Genomic DNA, 16,808 nt, shown 5'->3' with positions numbered 1-16,808 from the left:
GAGTCTGGAATCCTTCAACTTGCATAATTAATCCATATTATAATTCGATTTACAGCCGATGGGCTGAAATCTAACGTTCATTTGTTTCAAATGACAAATGGAACTGTGCTTTTTGTGATTTTGATTAAAATGTGAATTTATATGTCAGTCTATGTCTCGTGTGAATTTACATAAAAAAAAGCCCCTTAACATCACATCGGAATTCAATCATTCCAATATGCGCTAAGGGGCGAGAAGCTAAATATTATAGTCTGTATTTAAGTTGTACTCGAACCGTTACATGAGCACGACTCTCTACTTCTTAATCTTCGATTCTTTTCTTTTTAAATTTCATCAGGAACTCATACACAATCGGTACGATAACCAGTGTGAGCAGCGTGGAGCTGATCAGACCGCCGATAACGGTGATTCCCAATCCTTTTGAGATGATACCCGCACTCTCTTCGAGACCCGTTACCAGTGGCAACAGGGCACCGATGGTTGCAAGAGCGGTCATCAGAATTGGACGCAGACGTGTTGCACCGGCTTCCAGCAAGGCTTCACGGGTAGGCATACCCTCTTTTTCCTTGTGAATAACACGGTCGATCAACACGATGGCGTTGGTGACCACGATTCCGATGAGCATCAGTCCACCCATCATGGCGGAGACGTCAAGCGTACCACCCGCGATGAACAAGCCGACCATAATACCAATAACCGTAAATGGCAGGGAGAACAGGATTGCGAATGGTGCCAATCCGCCACCGAATGTAACAACGAGCACGAAGTATACAATGGCGATGGCTGCAAGCATGGCGAGACCCAGTTGAGTGAAGGTATCATTAATCTGTTCGGTTGTACCACCGAATTTCACTTCAACGCCATCAGGCAGATCCAGCTTGTCGATCTCAGCCTGTAAGTTGCTCGAAGCTTTCTGTACATCCGAAGCCAGGATGTTGGCTGTCACTTGTACAACAACCTTACCATCAATTTGCATGATGGAGTTCGGGGATGTACCTTCTTCCACTTTGGCAACATCTTTGATCGGTACTTCAATGCCAAGCGGTGAAGTGACGGTTTCATCCTCAATCTCTTTAATGCTGCTGAATGTTTTGTTGTCTGTCTCTACATATACTTTATACGTTTTGTTATCAATATCGACTTCTGTGAGCACAGGACGTTCCCGTGCTGGGCTTAATGTCATAGCCAATTGGCCTGCAGTCAGACCCAGGGAACTCAGTTTCTCTTGATCCGCCACGAGTGTATACTGCCCGTAGGTGTCAGCGAGTGTAGTATCTGCTTTTTCAAAATTATCCGTATCCGCTTCAACCAGTTTCAGAATTTCATCCGATACAGGTTTGAGTTGCTCTACATTATCGCCATAGATGGAGAGGCTCAGGCCGCTGCCACCCAGACCGCCGGACATGTCGAGCTCATTCCAGGTTCCTACAGTAACTTCCTTCTTCAGACCTTCGACAAGCTGTTCTTTCACTTGAGCAAAGTCTTTTGTATCTTCGTTATATTCGATATAGAAGAGTGCTGAGTTTCCGCCACCGCCACCCATGCTGCTCAGTGGGTTCGTGCCGCCGATGGAATATTGCATTTTCTCCAGTCCCGGTTGTTCCAGCAACCACTTCTCGGCAACGAGTGCTTCTTTTTCCACATCTTCACGCAAAGCCCCGGTTTGTGGACTATACGTAATGGTCACATACTTATCCTGTTGTTCCGGCAAGAAGCTTGCACCGATGAACGGGTACAGGAATAAACTTCCGACCAGTAGAATCACTGCAATACTAACCGTGATGAGTTTGTGTGACAGTGTCCAGTTCAACAGGCGTTTGTAACCTTCCGCCATCTTGCCTGGTTTTTCCTCGTGATTCTGCTTGTTCTTCAACCCTTTACGGAACAGGGTATGCGCGAGCATCGGTACGATGGTAATGGCAACGATCAGGGATGCCAGCAAGGCGAATACCATGGTCAGTGCAAATGGCAGGAACAGCTCACCCACCATACCGCTTACCAATGCCAGGGGCAGGAATACCGCAATCGTTACGATCGTGGAAGAAAGGATAGGAACGAACATCTCGCGAGTTGCTTCGCGAACCAGTTCACGGCCTTTCAGTTTCTCACCTTTGAGTGTTAATCTGCGGTAGATGTTCTCGATAACAACGATGGAGTCATCGACAACCCGTCCAATGGCAACCGTCATGGCACCCAGCGTCATCATGTTCAAGGTGATATCCATCATATTGAGCGCAGTCAATGCCATGAGCAAGGAGAGCGGGATCGAGATAATGGAGATAATGGTTGAACGAATATTACGCAGGAATAGCAGGATGATCAGGATGGCAAACAAAGCGCCAAAAACGGCTTTGCCCAGCATCGTGTTCACCGAGTCTTGAATCGGCTTACCTTGGTCGAGCAGGACAGTCAAATAAGCATTTTTGAACTGCGTTTGCAACTCTTCCGCTTTGTCTTTGACTGCGTTAACAACATCAACCGTGTTGGCATCGTTGGATTTTACAATGGAAATACCAATCGATTCCTTGCCGTCTGTCCGGGAAATGGATTCCGCTTGACCGATGACTTCGATCTTGGCAATTTCACTTAGTTTTACAGTTGGAATGCCAGGCGCGTTGGCAGCGCCTGAAGGACTACCTACACTGGCATTGCCGCCAGCAGCTTGGCCTGCAGCCTGGTCCGTTCCTTGTGCAGAGCCAGGAGCGGTACCTTGACCAGCTTCACCAGTTGGTGCTCCAGAGCCTTGTGGAGCAGTGCTTGGACCATTGCCTGCAGAAGCGCCGACACCCCCGGGTACGACTGGAATGGCAAGGTTTTTCAGATCATCGATGTCGATAATGTTCCCATCTACGACAACGGCCTTCTGGGATTTATCCAGTTCGAACAGTCCAAGGGGTACACGAATGGATGAACCTTGAACGATGCCGTTTACCGTATCTTCAGTTAGGCCCAGCTCAGCCATTTTGGCTTGATCAAACTTCAATTGAACTTCTTTCACATATTGACCGGAAACCTGAACCTGAGCTACACCGTCAATATCTTCGAGTGCAGGCTGGATATCCGATTCAACCAGTCGTGTCAATTGTTCCAGGTCACCACCGTCCTTGTCGGACAGGCTTAGAGATACAACCGGGAAAGAGTTAATGCTGAACTTGGAAATGGTCGGTTTCTGCACGCTGTCAGGCAGTTGTACTTCATTCAGTGCCTCACGAATGGTTGCCGTCGCGTTGGTCAGATCTGTGCCATAATCAAATTCGAGTGTGATCGATGCTGCATTCTCCATGGAAGTGGAGGTAACCGTCTTCACGCCATCCACATTGCGTAGTTTTACTTCCAGCGGCTTCGTAACATCCTCAACAATTCCCTCCGGTGCAGCCCCCGGATCAATGGCAGTGACATTCAGAAACGGTACGTTGATGTTCGGAATCGTCTCTTGTTTCATCGTCAGTCCGCTGTACAAACCTGCGAAAGAGATGATGATCGTCAGAATCCAGATCGCAAACTTGTTGTTCAGTGAAAAATTAATAATACCTTTCATACGATGGTTTCTTCTCCTCTCTGTTTCTCCTGTTTATATATGTGACGAGTCAGCCTGGATAAACCGGCTATACTTGGCATCCAGACTGTGCTTAAGCTCAGAGTGCAAAGGTTTGATGGCAGATACGCTCTCCAAATTGTGCATCATGCCGAGAATGATGGCACGCCGCGGCGTGAATTCCATCATCTCCTGTCTGAGAATGGCGATGGTTTCGAGCACATCATTCTTTGTTTGCCCTGCGGGCAAATCGGAACCAGCGATATCCTGCATTTGCTTGATGATGTGAATGGGATGACGCATCACAGTGGAGTCTGTGTTTGGATCACTACTCCATGCGGGCCAGTCTTCCAAAGAAATCAAAGGCGCAGGGCGCTGATCGAGCAATCCGTAAGCTGCATAATCAATCATTTGCAGCATATTGGTTGCCATTTTGGAGACGGTAAGGGAAGGCATTTCCGTAAACCAGATCTTAACGTAGGAGAGGAACAGACCCTGTATGAGCAAAATAAGATCTATCGTATAGGGTTCAATCTCCGGTCCGTACATATCTTCCAGTTTGTCCTTGAAACCGTGTAGCGTAAGGATCTCCAGATCTTTATGCTGCGGGTTGCATTTTTCCTTGCGATGTGGCTCATCATTCATCATCATGCTTTGCATTTGCACTCGTAAAAATTCCTTTAGCTCGGACACATGGCCGAGCAGTGTCTCAATCTGTTTGTGTGAACGTTCTCTCGGAGTAAGGTCAGCTTCATGTTCGATCTGGGATAGTTCGTCTATGAGCGTAAATAAACAGTACTCCATCGTGCTGTCTTCCAATTCCTCTTTGGATTTGAATATAAGGTAAAGGCTTCCCTTGGACATCCCGCATATCTCTGCAATCTCCTGCATGGAGGTTGCTGCACTGCCTTTTGCCGAGAATAGCTTGAGTGCTGTAGTAATGATGAGTTTTTTCTTCTCATTCATCTCGTGTATAGGGTTCATTAACGATACTTTCACCTCATCAGGGAACTTGTGAGTTCTTAAATTGACTTTAGGGTCAAGCTAAGTATAAACGATCTGGTTGAAAGAATTCAAATGGGAGTAAATTGGAAAATATATATGGAGAAAAGGGGCTGATCAAAGGGAAGGAGAGACGGCAAGTAACAAGGCAGCTTGTATGTACGATATGGATAAGGTATCAAGATTGGATAAGCTAGTTTACTCCAGTAAAGGCGTACAAGGCGAGTATAATAATGGCGACTAAAGCGATGAGATAGAAGATGGCTATGCCGATCAGAAGGGTATACCCTGTAAAAGAACCCATGCGTGATAATATCTTTTTCATGATTACGACATCCTTTCTTACGTAGCAGAGTATAGGGAAGTTCCTTATTTCTATCATATCTAAAAAAAGACGACTTCCTGATCGAAAGTCGTCTGAACCAACTTGAAGAAACGAAGTGTTCGCCTTTATCACCGGAGATATAGAGTGTAATTCAGTTGTTCCGTTATGTGATCAGTTTCAACCCAACGGCTGCCACCAAAATCATCGCAATAAACAAGATACGCTTCGCTTCTTTTCGCTCACCGAACAGGAACATGCCTGTTAACGTACTGCCGACCGTTCCGATCCCGGTCCACACGGCATATGCTGTGCCCATGGGAATGGATGTCATGGCATAGGATAACAGCGAGAAGCTGAACACAAACGATACCAGCATCAGAACGATGTAAGGCCATCCTTTGCGAGTAGAAGCACCATTAATGCCGATCACGCCGAAAATTTCACATATCCCTGCACCTACAATTGCCATCCAAGCCATTATACAGCACCTCCCTTGGCTTCTTGCTGATCCGTAACCAGCTTCAGTCCGATTACGCCGCAGAGCAGCAGTCCAATGAGCAATACTTTGGCTAAGCGAAACGGCTCGCCGAACAGTACCATTTCCGTAAGGACGGTACCCGCCGTACCAATTCCCGTAAAGACGGCATATACCGTACCGACAGGCAGCCTTTTGGATGCGGCAATGATCAGTCCAAAACTGATCACGATGGCAATCCCCGTCAAAGTCCACTCCCAGGCATTGGAGGCATGTTTCAGCCCGCTTACCCAGACAATCTCAATAATTCCACCGATAAACACATATAACCAGTTGCGGTTCATGATGTTGAATCTCCTTCCGGCACAACGCTTTGTGCCTCTTCGTTCAGATGATGAATGCCATGCCAGAACACAGGCCAGGATGCTTCCAATCGTCTCTTGTACCGACGTGAGCTTCCATAGATAATCTCCACGGTAATACCGTCGAGAAACGTCATAAATGCAATGGCGGCTTGTTCCGCGGGAAGGGGCGGTATATCTTCATTACGCATTGCCCTTTGCAGCAGACGAGTCAGTGCACGTTCCATGCCATCGATAAACGGATACACCAGATCCATCACTTCGCTATAGAGAGAAAGTGGTGGATAAAAACAATTGCGCAACATCAACCGAGCCGAAGCATGGGCATTGTATTCTTGTTCGAACCAGATCAGCAAGCCTTTCAGCCTCTGCTCCAATGGCAGATCCGCATGATCACGGAAATATTCCAGTGTGTGTCGTTTTACTTCGTGAAAAGCAAAGGCCAGGGTGTGCAAAAACAAGTCATCCTTGCAGCTAAAATGTGCATATATGGACGGTTTTTTAATCCCGACTTCATCCGCAATAGCTCTTAGAGAAGCCCCCTCATAGCCATCTCTGGCAAAATGGAACAGGGCTGCATCCCGAATGGATTGTGCAGTCATCAGATCACCTTCCTAACGGTCGTTAGGTAATATATTTTCACACTTCACATTGCCTGTCAAGATAAAAATATCCGCCTGCACAATAGAGTACAGACGGATATAATAGATAGGGATTTAGTTTCTGATCAAAAGGTCGTAAAACCGAGAATCAGCTGCAGCTTATATAGGATACCTTTCAAAAACGTAGTCTTCTCCTGAAACTCATCCAGGTTTAGCGTAAACTCGGCATCATCATTATTCCAAATACGCTCGAAATAATTCACGATATCAAGCGTGAACTTATTGTCTGGAGGAGCAGCAACCCATAGATCATTCTCCAGATTGTAGTCATTCATGTTTCTTGGAGTGAAGTTGGTTGAGCCACCGAGAACAATATGATCTCCGGTTGCTTTGGCAAGATAGATCATCTTGGTATGGTATTGCTCCTTGGTGGTGTTATACCAGCGGATCTGTATTTTGCCATCGGATTTATCATGCAATTCGGCAGCGACAGGACGGTTCGGGATGCCGATCTTTTCCTGACCAAAGGCATTTTCATTTGGATCAAGTACAAGCCGGATCTCGGTTCCTCGTTTTGCGGCTTCCAGCAGGGCTTCTAATACTTTAGGAGAGGCCACATAGAACATGCCCATCCATAAGGTGTCACCTTTGCCAGCCTGATTGATCTCATAGAGTACAGTGTCATTCACTTTGCCTTCAGTTAGATAGCGTATTCGCAAATCTCCCGTGTTCGAATCCGTGGAAGGCACGGTGTAGGCAGGAACCTGGCCCCCGCCTGAGATATCGAGTACAGCTTGCTCTGACTGAAGAATATCTCCAATGATTGGACCTGTTACTTCAAAGGCAATGTTCGAGTGGTAGGCGCTCGCATCATGGATATTGCCAGAAGAGACAATCGCCGTCTTTTCACTAACAACAACTTTGCGATGATTCGCTTTCACATTGAGCAGCTTGAGATAGGAACGCACGGTTACATCAGGACCATCTGTGGCCATCAGGTTCTTAATCCAGCCATCCCCGGATTGGCCAAACCATTGGAAGAAGGTTCGCCAGACCGCAGAGTATACGGGAGTTGAATCACGCAAAGGGTTCACATCGGTGATGACCACGTGAATACCTGCTCTTGTCATTTGTTCCAGCAACGGATTGGGTGCTGAGTTATAGTTGGTATTTACTTCATCTGTAATAAAGCAGATGTCCATATCAGGATGCTGATTTTTTTTGGCGACCAGAGCATCGGTGAATTCTGCACTTACAGGTGGGAAGTTCTGTCCTTTGTGTTGATAATTATTGAACAGGAACATATCCACCAGGACAAACTGCTCTGCTTCCTCCACAATCTGCATCATGCGCTGGAAGATCTGCTGTTCGTGCTGCATCTGTCCGTCAGATGAAGGGTAGGTGAGGTCATGCAGGAACTCGACTTGATCTACACGGTACTCTGGACTTTCATAGGAGATGCCCGGTGGTAATGGTTTGTAGGTCTTATAGAGCATGACGGCGATGAGCCATAATGCTAATAGGGCGAGCCCTGTTCGTATGTATGGAAATTTGCCGCGTGAAGACTTGCGGTCTGATGTATGGCGGCGTAATGAGACCAACGGTGGACTCCCCCTTCTGTTCTTGCTGACTTCTATTACCACACGGATGTTAACGTTGACGCAGTAGAGACCGAAGGAGAGCAAATATATCTGTAAAATGCATATGGCAAAATTGACAGGATGCAATCGACAGGTGTCTGAGCGTTGTGTATAATGAGTGTATTATTTTTGTGGAATGTTAGGGTTTTCATATGCCTGACAAGGACGGGGAACCAATGATATAACCTGTGAAATCTGGACATTTAGGAAAGAAAGTGGGTAATAAGGTGTATTCCATCAAACAAGTCGCAGCCATGCTCGGTATCAGGGCGGTAACAATCCGGGCTTGGGAGAATCGGTACAGTGCGGTCACCCCTGAGCGGACGGAATCGGGTTATCGAATGTATACCGAAGAGAATGTTGCGGATCTGCGCTGGTTGAAAGAACAGGTTGAGCTACATCAGACCAATATTTCGGAAGCGGTGCGGATGTTGAAAGTAAACAAATTAAATCCGCCCGAGGCGGCCGTACCCATGCCGATCATGGCTCCGGTGCCCACGATGGAAGAAGCCTATGCACGCATGGCAGATCAGATCTATGACTCGCTCTACAACTTTCAGGGCGAACGTGCCAATGGTTTGATTGATTTTGGTTTTACCATGTACGGTTACGACTCGATGTTCTATCATGTGCTGGTGCCCATTCTGGTTCGGGTTGGGGATGTGTGGGAGCAAGGCAGGGCTTCGGTAGCACAGGAACACTTCATGACACAGCTGATTTCCCAGCGGTTCTATCAGTTCTTCCATCTTTTCCCGATCTATCCGCATCTGCCCAAAGTTCTGGCGCTGTGTCCGGAAGGAGAGCACCATCAGGTTGGGTTGCTGCTGTTCTCTCTGTTTATGCGTAAAAATGGGGCGGAAGTATTGTATCTCGGTGCCAACACCCCAGAGGAAGGTCTCTTTCCGATTATCCGGGAGCAGAAGATCAAGTTGGTCTGCCTTTCGATCACAAGTCCAGGGCTTCTTGAAAAATGTGATCAGCTGATAGAGAGAATCAAGAGCGAGTTTCCACAAATGCGCTTTGTACTTGGTGGGAAGGGCTACGAGCGCGCAAAGCATGCTCGTTACCCGCAGTGGATCATGCCTGACAGTTCAGCAGATTGGCAGTCATGGATGGAGCGGGAGTATTTCGCAGAGCGACCACCTGGTGCAAGGTTCGGACAGGCCAATAATTAAACATAATCTCAAATGATATGAATAGGTTAGGGTATAAAGGACATCCTTTGACGAAAGTGGTCAAGGGGTGGTTTTTTTATGTTTATAAATGGATTATCTCTGTATTTTGACCAATGGGTCATTTTTTAGTTTACAAGCTCGTATAATATTTGTATTATATTTGTATAATGTTTTGCTAGTTACCCGCTTAAAGTGTTCTTGGGCGGTTTAATAATAGGTTAGGGGCTAGAGAACTACAGGAATTCCCTACATAGAAAGGTGAGTGGCATGATACCGAATCAACAACGCAAACGTGCAGCTGTCATTGGCGCGGGTCCAGGTGGACTTGCAGCAGCCATGCTATTGTCCGGTCAGGGATACGAAGTAGATGTCTATGAGAAACAGCCAGTCATCGGGGGACGTTCTGCTAGATTGCAGCTGGGCGAATATCGGTTCGACCGGGGGGCTGGTAACCGGTTTTCCTTATCAGGTCACGAAGACGTGGATGGAAAAGCTTGTCGTACCGATGATGGTCTTCACCATCATCAGTCATCTGCCCATTTTTATGATACGCAGATCATCCAGTCCGATGTTTGTGGCCGCTACGGGGGCTTTTTTGCTAATTCATCGCTCTAGTTACGAAGCATCTGGCGGTCATGCTGCCATTCAGGCGCATCTGGTGGATGATATGAGTCTCGCCAAAGCAGTCAAGCGTGCAGGTCATCCGGTGATGCTGACAGACGTGCATGACGTAACGAATACCCGCATGTATCAGAACGGTGCAGAAGTATGGAACGGATACAAGAAAAACATGTACGAAGGTATGGGGCGCAAAGACGTACTGCTGCTTGGCACGATGTTGATGTATACGTTGATGTATATTGTGCCTCCGCTGAGCTTGATTATTGGAATCATGACGGGTAGTTCGCTGTCTGTTCTGTATGGATTGTTAGGAACATTACTGGGTATGGCTGTGAAAAGAGTAGCGGATCATGCTGGCGGACAACCCTGGTGGCTTGCCCTTCTGCAACCGGTCAGCATGGCCTGTGTCATTGCCATCGGACTCGCTTCCTGGCAGGCAGGCCGCTCCGGCAAGGGGGATGTATGGAAAGGTAGGCGGTACAGATGAGAGGTAACGTCATGATTATCGGTGTAGGATTCGGAGGTCTGTCATGTGCGATACGACTGGCTTCACAAGGTGTGCAGGTGACCATTCTGGAACGGCAGAAGCACGTAGGTGGCAAGCTGCAACAGATTGAGCGGGACGGGTATCATTTTGACCGGGGACCAAGCACAATCACGATGCCATCCACCTTTCGTTCAGTGTTCGACCACGCGGGTGTAGCGATGGAAGATTACGTACAGTTATATGAGTTAGAGCCGCGTACGCGTAATGTATTCGCAGATGGCACTGTGGTAGATTTGTCAGGCAATCGCGGGTGGATGAAGGAGCAGATCGCGGCGTACAGTCTGGAGGATGCGGCTCGTTATGATGCATTTATGGATGAATCTGCTGCACTGTATGCGGAAGCCGATCGTCATTTTCTCGGTAAGTTGCTGCTGTCGCCTTCTGACAAATACAATCTTCAGATGCTGCGCAGCCTGCTCCGCGTGCGGCCAACGGTGAAGCTGGATAAGTTGCTGCGCTCGTATTTCCAACATCCGCATACGCTGGCAATGTTCGGACGGTACGCGACCTATGTGGGATCATCGCCATATCAGTCGCCTTCCATCTTTGCCATGATGGGTCATGTGGAAGCAGAAGTCGGCATCTACGGGGTCAAAGGCGGAACCTATCAACTGATCGAAGGAATGACTCGGCTGGCACAGGAAAAAGGCGTACAGATCATTACCGGCACAGAGGTCCGGCAGATTGTTGTCCGGGATGGCAAAGTGGCCGGTGTGGATACGGATCAAGGCTTCCGGGAAGCCGATCAGGTGGTTGCCAATGGAGATGTACTCAGTGTGAATCGACTATTGCTTGCACCGGAGCATCGGAAAGAGATGAGCGATGCCCGCATACGGAAGTATGAGCCATCCATTTCGGGATTTGTAACGTTGGCGGGTGTGCGAAGACAATATGATGCATTGCTGCACCATACAGTTTTCTTCCCGGAACGGTATGAACCGGAGTTCGACCATATTTTCCGTGAACGTAAAATGCCCGCTGATCCCACGATCTACATCTGTTATTCCGGTTATTCGGAAGAAGGCATGGCTCCGGCGGGAGCCAGTAATCTATTCATTCTAGTCAATGCCCCCTACTTGTCGGATTCGTGGAATTGGGAGCAACAGAGGGAACGTTACGGTGCGTTTGTACTGGAACGATTGGCAGCGCGGAGAATTACCGGGTTGAACCAATCCGATGTGCTGATCCGGTACACGCCGCAAGATATCGAACGGGATACTTTGGCGCATCAAGGCTCGATCTACGGCATTTCGTCCAACTCGGTGAAGCAGACCTTCATGCGGCCGGGTAACCGAAGCAAAGATGTACAAGGACTCTGGTACGTCGGCGGAACGACACATCCAGGCGGTGGAACCCCGATTGTGACGTTGTCCGGTCAGCTTGTTGGTGAGCAGTTGGCATCTGAGATTTTGAGATAAGTTCGTTGTGCAGGATGATGGAGTGAAATGTGTTCTGTTGATCCATGTGCGTGCGTATTGTCCATGCTAACTAGCCTTGAAGGTGAGACGGATGATCCGTGCTTTTGAGTAGGCATAAAATAGTTATTGATGCCCTGTGATTCAAGTGAGACATTTGGTGTCGGGGCATCCTTTCAATAGATGGTTTGGAACGTTATACTGGATAGAGTTGAGCTGTAATGCTTATTTAATAAATGTTTTGTCTTTTTTACAAAAGACTTATATACATAGAAGCAAGGAACGGGCAGGTTATCTTGTCGATCCGCACGATTCTCACATAGGAGGTCTCATCATGAATGAACAAGAGCGAGCCGGCGAACGGCTGCTTCCCGAAGTGGCTACGGGAGAACGGAAGCTGGAACACGTGCGCCTCTGTCTTGAGGAGAATGTGGCAGGAGAAGGGGTAACCAGCGGTATGGAGCGGTTTGCGTTTCGCCATCATCCACTGCCGGAACTGGATTTTGAAGAGGTGCATCTGGAGACTTCGTTTATTGGCAAAAAAGTACGCACACCCTTGCTCATCAGTTCGATGACGGGTGGAAGCAAAACAACGGGCGCCATCAATGAGCGCCTAGCCCGAGTAGCAAACGCCAGAGGCTGGGCGCTCGGCGTAGGTTCGATCCGGGCTGCCGTGGAACAACCGGAACTGGCAAGTACCTTCGATGTCCGCCGTTGGGCACCGGACATCCCGGTCATTGCCAACCTGGGCGCGGTGCAGCTGAACTATGGTTTCACCACGGCTGACTTCCAACGTGCCGTAGATATTGCGGGTGCGGACATGCTCGTGCTTCATCTGAACACGTTGCAGGAAGTCTTTCAGCCAGAAGGCAATACCAATTTTAGTGGATTATTTCAGCGGATTGAGAACTTGTGTCGTGAGCTAGACGTACCTGTTGGCGTGAAAGAAGTAGGTTTTGGCATAGATGGTGTGACGGCGCAGCGGCTATATGAAGCGGGTGTCGCGTTTATCGATGTAGCCGGAGCAGGGGGCACAAGCTGGGTGCAGGTAGAGAAGTATCGTAACAATAACCCGGTACGCCGGGCGGCAGCTGAAGCTTTTGCCGACTGGGGCATTCCGACAGCGGAGTGTATTCAGGAAGTACGAGCGCTGAATCCTGTCGGAGCCCTGATTGGCAGTGGTGGACTGTACACTGGCGTGGATGCGGCCAAAGCCCTCGCGCTCGGGGCGGACCTGGCTGGTTTTGGCCGATCTCTGCTGGAATCTGCAGTAGCTTCCGATGATGCGCTGAATGAGCGGCTGGAACAGGTCGAGTTTGAACTTCGTACCGTGATGTTTGGCATTGGTGCAGGTCGGATTGAGGATCTGAAGCAGACGTCACGTCTGGTGGAGCGGCGTTAGTCCGGGGGTTAAAATGAAGGTGCGAACCCCAAGCTCACATGATTTCCCTGGGGGATTCGCACCTCGAACTTTGTCGAAAACGTCTTTTTCGTGACCTTTTGGCAATGCTCATTTGGGATTTATACTGATTTTTCATCATAGATGATGATTCTATTAACGGGAATGCGTAATAATAATCAGATAATTAAACTTATTACGTTATTTTTCGCTGTCGCATTCCGTATGGAGTGCGTGGATTGAAATAATTCACGAGATTGGCATGTTAGAGGGACGGAGCGGTCGCATTCCGTATGGAGTGCGTGGATTGAAATTCTTTCAACACGATGGTCGTTGGCTAAGAACAAAGTCGCATTCCGTATGGAGTGCGTGGATTGAAATTTTTAAGCCTACCGGGATATTATCAATGCCCCCGTCGCATTCCGTATGGAGTGCGTGGATTGAAATATCATAAGTTTTGAAATCCTTTCTCGTGTCTATGTCGCATTCCGTATGGAGTGCGTGGATTGAAATATTACGTCTTGTGATAAACGGGCGTGGGTGTTTTGTGTCGCATTCCGTATGGAGTGCGTGGATTGAAATCCTTGGTTGCCTTCGCATACTCCTGGTATTTGTAGTCGCATTCCGTATGGAGTGCGTGGATTGAAATTGAATGCGTAGTACAGAAACAGTGCAGATGCTCCCGTCGCATTCCGTATGGAGTGCGTGGATTGAAATCTCCATTCATTGCGTTTTTTCACCCAAGCAAGCGCGTCGCATTCCGTATGGAGTGCGTGGATTGAAATTGTGAAGTTGTAGGCGATGAAAGGTTCGAACTAGGTCGCATTCCGTATGGAGTGCGTGGATTGAAATGTGTCATAGTTTCAGGCGTAACCCCAACCACTTTAGGTCGCATTCCGTATGGAGTGCGTGGATTGAAATGAACTCGGAGACACAGTTGACATCATTGACGAGGAAGTCGCATTCCGTATGGAGTGCGTGGATTGAAATTTACTTGACTTGAACATTGAAGGTGCTAGAAAAAAGTCGCATTCCGTATGGAGTGCGTGGATTGAAATCACCAAAGGAATTCGGCTTGGAATATCTTATGACATGTCGCATTCCGTATGGAGTGCGTGGATTGAAATATACTGTGGATAACCCGGTGTTAAGTCCAGTTCATCGCATTCCGTATGGAGTGCGTGGATTGAAATCTCTCGGGTCAACGCTGTTTGTGTCATCTATATTTGGTTCTGTATATGGGGTGCCAAATATAATCAAATCCTTACAAAGTCTTGTCTATCTCATACTTTAGCATGGATAAGTACGTAAGACTTTTTGTTTTAACACAATTTAGAAGTTATGAGAATACAAAAAAATCCGTCCAAAGAAAAATGGATGGATTTTTTTATGTTTCTCTTTAAAAGTGAGAAAGCGTTACGCTCCGTTGACAATGTTTAGCCCAGTTTGTTTTTTTACCCCTCATCATCATCCGGTATGTACGCTAACACATCTGAAAGAGTAAAGTCATTTCCTGTCATTGCCTGCAGATTGTTCAAAAAACTAAATACAGGAATCAGACAGGATTGGGGTGACCTAGCCGAATGCAAAAGCGGAATCCGCTTTTTGTCAGTATTTTTTTACTTTGCAGTTAATGAAGCAGGGGCGGAGGTTAATTCGATATCTTTCCATTGACCGTCAATTTGTGCCCTAAACTTTGCACGAACTACCAAAGTATATGTCCCAGGAGTTTTTAACTCTAGTACATTTTGTGGCGAAGGTATATACTCACTACCATCATAACTATAACTGCCCCCCGATTTGATGGATGTGCTGATTCCAATACCATTTACTATCGAATTTTCTGTTCCAAGATCTATAGCCTTCTCTTTTTCATCAAAAAGAGTATAGGTAAACATATTTACTCCATGCTCCAATTGAATCGTATCTGTACCTTTATTCCGTAAGAAGGCCTCTACAGTAAACGGTTCATTAAATTTGACCTCAGTTGGTGCATCTACATCCAGAAGGAAAAGCGGCTTATTATTCGCTTCGTTAAATGAACAGCCTGAAATAACGAATAGGAGCAAAGGGGCGATCAACTTCAGCATACCCGCAGTTTTCATCTTTAACAGCCTCCGATCGATTAGTTGATATATATTTGACGCTATATTCAGTAAGGATGTTGCAATACGATCTCGCAGATCTTCAATTGTTTTATTCATTACTAACCATCTGACGGTCAGAGCGGAAAGTCTATAAAAATACATTGGATACTATTTTTTGTATTTTTGTGGAACATTTTGGTTGAAAGCAACGTTATTAAAAGTATACCTGGAAAAAAGTTGAGGTATGTGTTGTGCCCCTGCAGTATATCCAGGAAATTTTTTGTTGAAAAGGAGTTGGTTTAAGAATGAAAAGAAAGCTGATCTCAATTGCTACAACGTTTACCATGTCAATAATGCTTTTATCTTCTTCAGCTTTTGCAAATGGTCCTGAACTTGGGGGTGTTCCGAATCCTGCTTCAAATCATTTTGAAATACCCATTGATGCCGGACCTGCTCCAGTTAATACAGTAGCGGTAGCTCAGGATTCCGAGGGTAAGGAGTTTTCCCTGGCACAGAATGATCGTGTCCAATTGCAGGAATACATTGCTGCTAACTTTAAAGATGCTTATGCTGGAGCGTATACCGAAGAAGATGGAACCAATGTAATACTTCTAACTAGCGAAAGCAAAGCTAAAAGCCTTGCGGGTAATAACCTCGAAACAGTGCTGAAGAGTAAAAGCAAAAAGACAGATAAACTGAAATTTAAATATGTAAAGTACAGCGAAAATGAACTTTACGAGGGAAAGGAAAAAATATTTAAAGATGCGGAATCTTTAGACCTTGAAGCCGTAGGAATCGATACCACACAGAATAAAGTCAATGTTTATATTACGCAAGAGAATTTAGATAGCAAAAAGGACGAGATTGTAAGCAACTATTTAAATGAAGATATGATTAATTGGATAGTTGGCGATGTTGAAATTAAAGACAATGCTTATGATTTATTTCCAGGTGAACGTATTGAAAGGTACATTGATGGAAATTCCTGGGGAGTGTGTAGTCTTGGTTTTAATGGAAGAGCGAGTGGAAATGATGTTGGTGTGACTGCAGGACACTGTTCAAACGGCACATACTATGATTTGTCAGATGGATCAGCTTCTATTGGTACAATGTCAAATGCAAATAATAGCTCAAGTTCGAGCTATGATGCTGGTTTTGTGAAATATGTATCAGGAGTGAAGCCAAGTGTATTCCTTAACGGAAGTACAATGACCGTTGGTACTACTGATTATTCCGGGGCGTATAGACAAGTCGGTGATTACGTTAAAATTCATGCGACTTCTAAAGGTGGCACTGGTACTTCCCTTTTGAAAGTAATAGATTCTGATCTAAGTATTCCTGGAAACCCAATGCATTTAGTGAGAACTGAGTACGGTGGACTAATCGGTGGTGATAGTGGAGGCTTGGCGTATTCCATCGCAAACAATGGAGTCAAAAATTATGCTCGCGTAGAAGGGATTTATAAAGGGAATTATGTTTATAATGGTACAAAGACAGGTGAAGTTTTTTCGAAGTATAGTTATGTCTATGATGGTTTAGGAATGTCAGGGGTTTATACGGATAACAGTTATTAAGCAACGAATTACAAAATATAATCATTGAGTGTTTGGTATAACCATAGAT

General features: G+C 46.5%; 13 protein-coding genes, 1 pseudogene and 1 CRISPR repeat array. Of the genes and pseudogenes, 6 read left to right on the top strand and 8 right to left on the bottom strand.

The genetic code is table 11. From position 1 onward, the window contains the following. Positions 1 to 301: 301 nt before the first annotated feature. The 7 genes from AC1S8V_RS27590 to AC1S8V_RS27560 all read right to left on the bottom strand — a co-directional run bounded on the left by AC1S8V_RS27590 (position 302) and on the right by AC1S8V_RS27560 (position 7,902). Positions 302 to 3,538 (bottom strand): efflux RND transporter permease subunit, encoded by a 3,237-nt coding sequence (locus AC1S8V_RS27590; RefSeq protein ID WP_482071525.1) that lies wholly within the window; start codon positions 3,536 to 3,538, stop codon positions 302 to 304. A gap of 33 nt (positions 3,539 to 3,571) precedes the next feature. Beyond that, a complete protein-coding gene (locus tag AC1S8V_RS27585) occupies positions 3,572 to 4,519 on the bottom strand; it encodes a TetR/AcrR family transcriptional regulator (RefSeq protein WP_482071524.1) in 948 nt (315 codons plus the stop codon). Between the two features lie 211 nt (positions 4,520 to 4,730). After that, positions 4,731 to 4,862: a hypothetical protein gene (locus tag AC1S8V_RS27580; protein WP_482071523.1), complete on the bottom strand. Its 132-nt coding sequence runs from the start codon at positions 4,860 to 4,862 to the stop codon at positions 4,731 to 4,733. Between the two features lie 163 nt (positions 4,863 to 5,025). Next, positions 5,026 to 5,340: a DMT family transporter gene (locus AC1S8V_RS27575; protein WP_062836933.1), complete on the bottom strand. Its 315-nt coding sequence runs from the start codon at positions 5,338 to 5,340 to the stop codon at positions 5,026 to 5,028. Next, positions 5,340 to 5,681 carry a DMT family transporter gene (locus tag AC1S8V_RS27570; RefSeq protein ID WP_017691902.1) on the bottom strand — a complete coding sequence of 114 codons (342 nt, stop codon included), beginning with the start codon at positions 5,679 to 5,681 and terminating at the stop codon, positions 5,340 to 5,342. Before AC1S8V_RS27570 ends, AC1S8V_RS27575 begins: the two co-directional genes overlap by 1 nt. Further along, a complete protein-coding gene (locus AC1S8V_RS27565) occupies positions 5,678 to 6,301 on the bottom strand; it encodes a TetR/AcrR family transcriptional regulator (protein WP_482071522.1) in 624 nt (207 codons plus the stop codon). The genes AC1S8V_RS27570 and AC1S8V_RS27565 overlap by 4 nt, the downstream gene beginning before the upstream one ends. Positions 6,302 to 6,426: 125 nt before the next feature. Further along, positions 6,427 to 7,902 carry a phospholipase D family protein gene (locus tag AC1S8V_RS27560; protein WP_482071521.1) on the bottom strand — a complete coding sequence of 492 codons (1,476 nt, stop codon included), beginning with the start codon at positions 7,900 to 7,902 and terminating at the stop codon, positions 6,427 to 6,429. A 266-nt stretch (positions 7,903 to 8,168) separates the two neighbouring features. Between AC1S8V_RS27560 and AC1S8V_RS27555 the strand changes: the two genes are divergently transcribed. The 5 genes and pseudogenes from AC1S8V_RS27555 (at position 8,169) to fni (ending at position 13,101) form a co-directional block, all read left to right on the top strand. Continuing rightward, a complete protein-coding gene (locus AC1S8V_RS27555) occupies positions 8,169 to 9,116 on the top strand; it encodes a MerR family transcriptional regulator (RefSeq protein WP_482071520.1) in 948 nt (315 codons plus the stop codon). A 267-nt stretch (positions 9,117 to 9,383) separates the two neighbouring features. Beyond that, positions 9,384 to 9,563, top strand: a pseudogene (locus tag AC1S8V_RS27550) (NAD(P)-binding protein); the annotation flags it as partial. Then, on the top strand, positions 9,484 to 10,224 hold the full coding sequence (locus AC1S8V_RS27545) for a glycosyltransferase family 2 protein (protein ID WP_482071519.1): 741 nt from the start codon (positions 9,484 to 9,486) through the stop codon (positions 10,222 to 10,224). The pseudogene AC1S8V_RS27550 and the gene AC1S8V_RS27545, both read left to right, overlap by 80 nt. Next, entirely contained in the window at positions 10,221 to 11,702 is a 1,482-nt protein-coding gene (locus tag AC1S8V_RS27540) for a phytoene desaturase family protein (RefSeq protein ID WP_482071518.1), read from the top strand. Before AC1S8V_RS27545 ends, AC1S8V_RS27540 begins: the two co-directional genes overlap by 4 nt. 331 nt (positions 11,703 to 12,033) lie before the next feature. Beyond that, the gene (gene fni / locus AC1S8V_RS27535) at positions 12,034 to 13,101 is read left to right on the top strand and encodes a type 2 isopentenyl-diphosphate Delta-isomerase (RefSeq protein ID WP_482071517.1); all 1,068 of its coding nucleotides are present in this window, start codon (positions 12,034 to 12,036) and stop codon (positions 13,099 to 13,101) included. A gap of 210 nt (positions 13,102 to 13,311) precedes the next feature. Next, positions 13,312 to 14,291: a CRISPR direct-repeat array (repeat unit 33 nt; unit sequence GTCGCATTCCGTATGGAGTGCGTGGATTGAAAT). A gap of 426 nt (positions 14,292 to 14,717) precedes the next feature. On the opposite strand, the gene AC1S8V_RS27530 is transcribed toward fni, so the two are convergent. Further along, complete coding sequence (locus tag AC1S8V_RS27530; protein ID WP_482071516.1) at positions 14,718 to 15,203, bottom strand: hypothetical protein; 486 nt, start codon at positions 15,201 to 15,203, stop codon at positions 14,718 to 14,720. A 287-nt stretch (positions 15,204 to 15,490) separates the two neighbouring features. Between AC1S8V_RS27530 and AC1S8V_RS27525 the strand changes: the two genes are divergently transcribed. Beyond that, a complete protein-coding gene (locus tag AC1S8V_RS27525; protein ID WP_482071515.1) occupies positions 15,491 to 16,759 on the top strand; it encodes a hypothetical protein in 1,269 nt (422 codons plus the stop codon). Positions 16,760 to 16,808: the final 49 nt, after the last annotated feature.

This window comes from Paenibacillus sp. B46(2026), from assembly GCF_056786355.1.
Note: the sequence above shows the minus strand (reverse complement) of the source record. Positions and strands in the feature narration are given on the sequence as shown.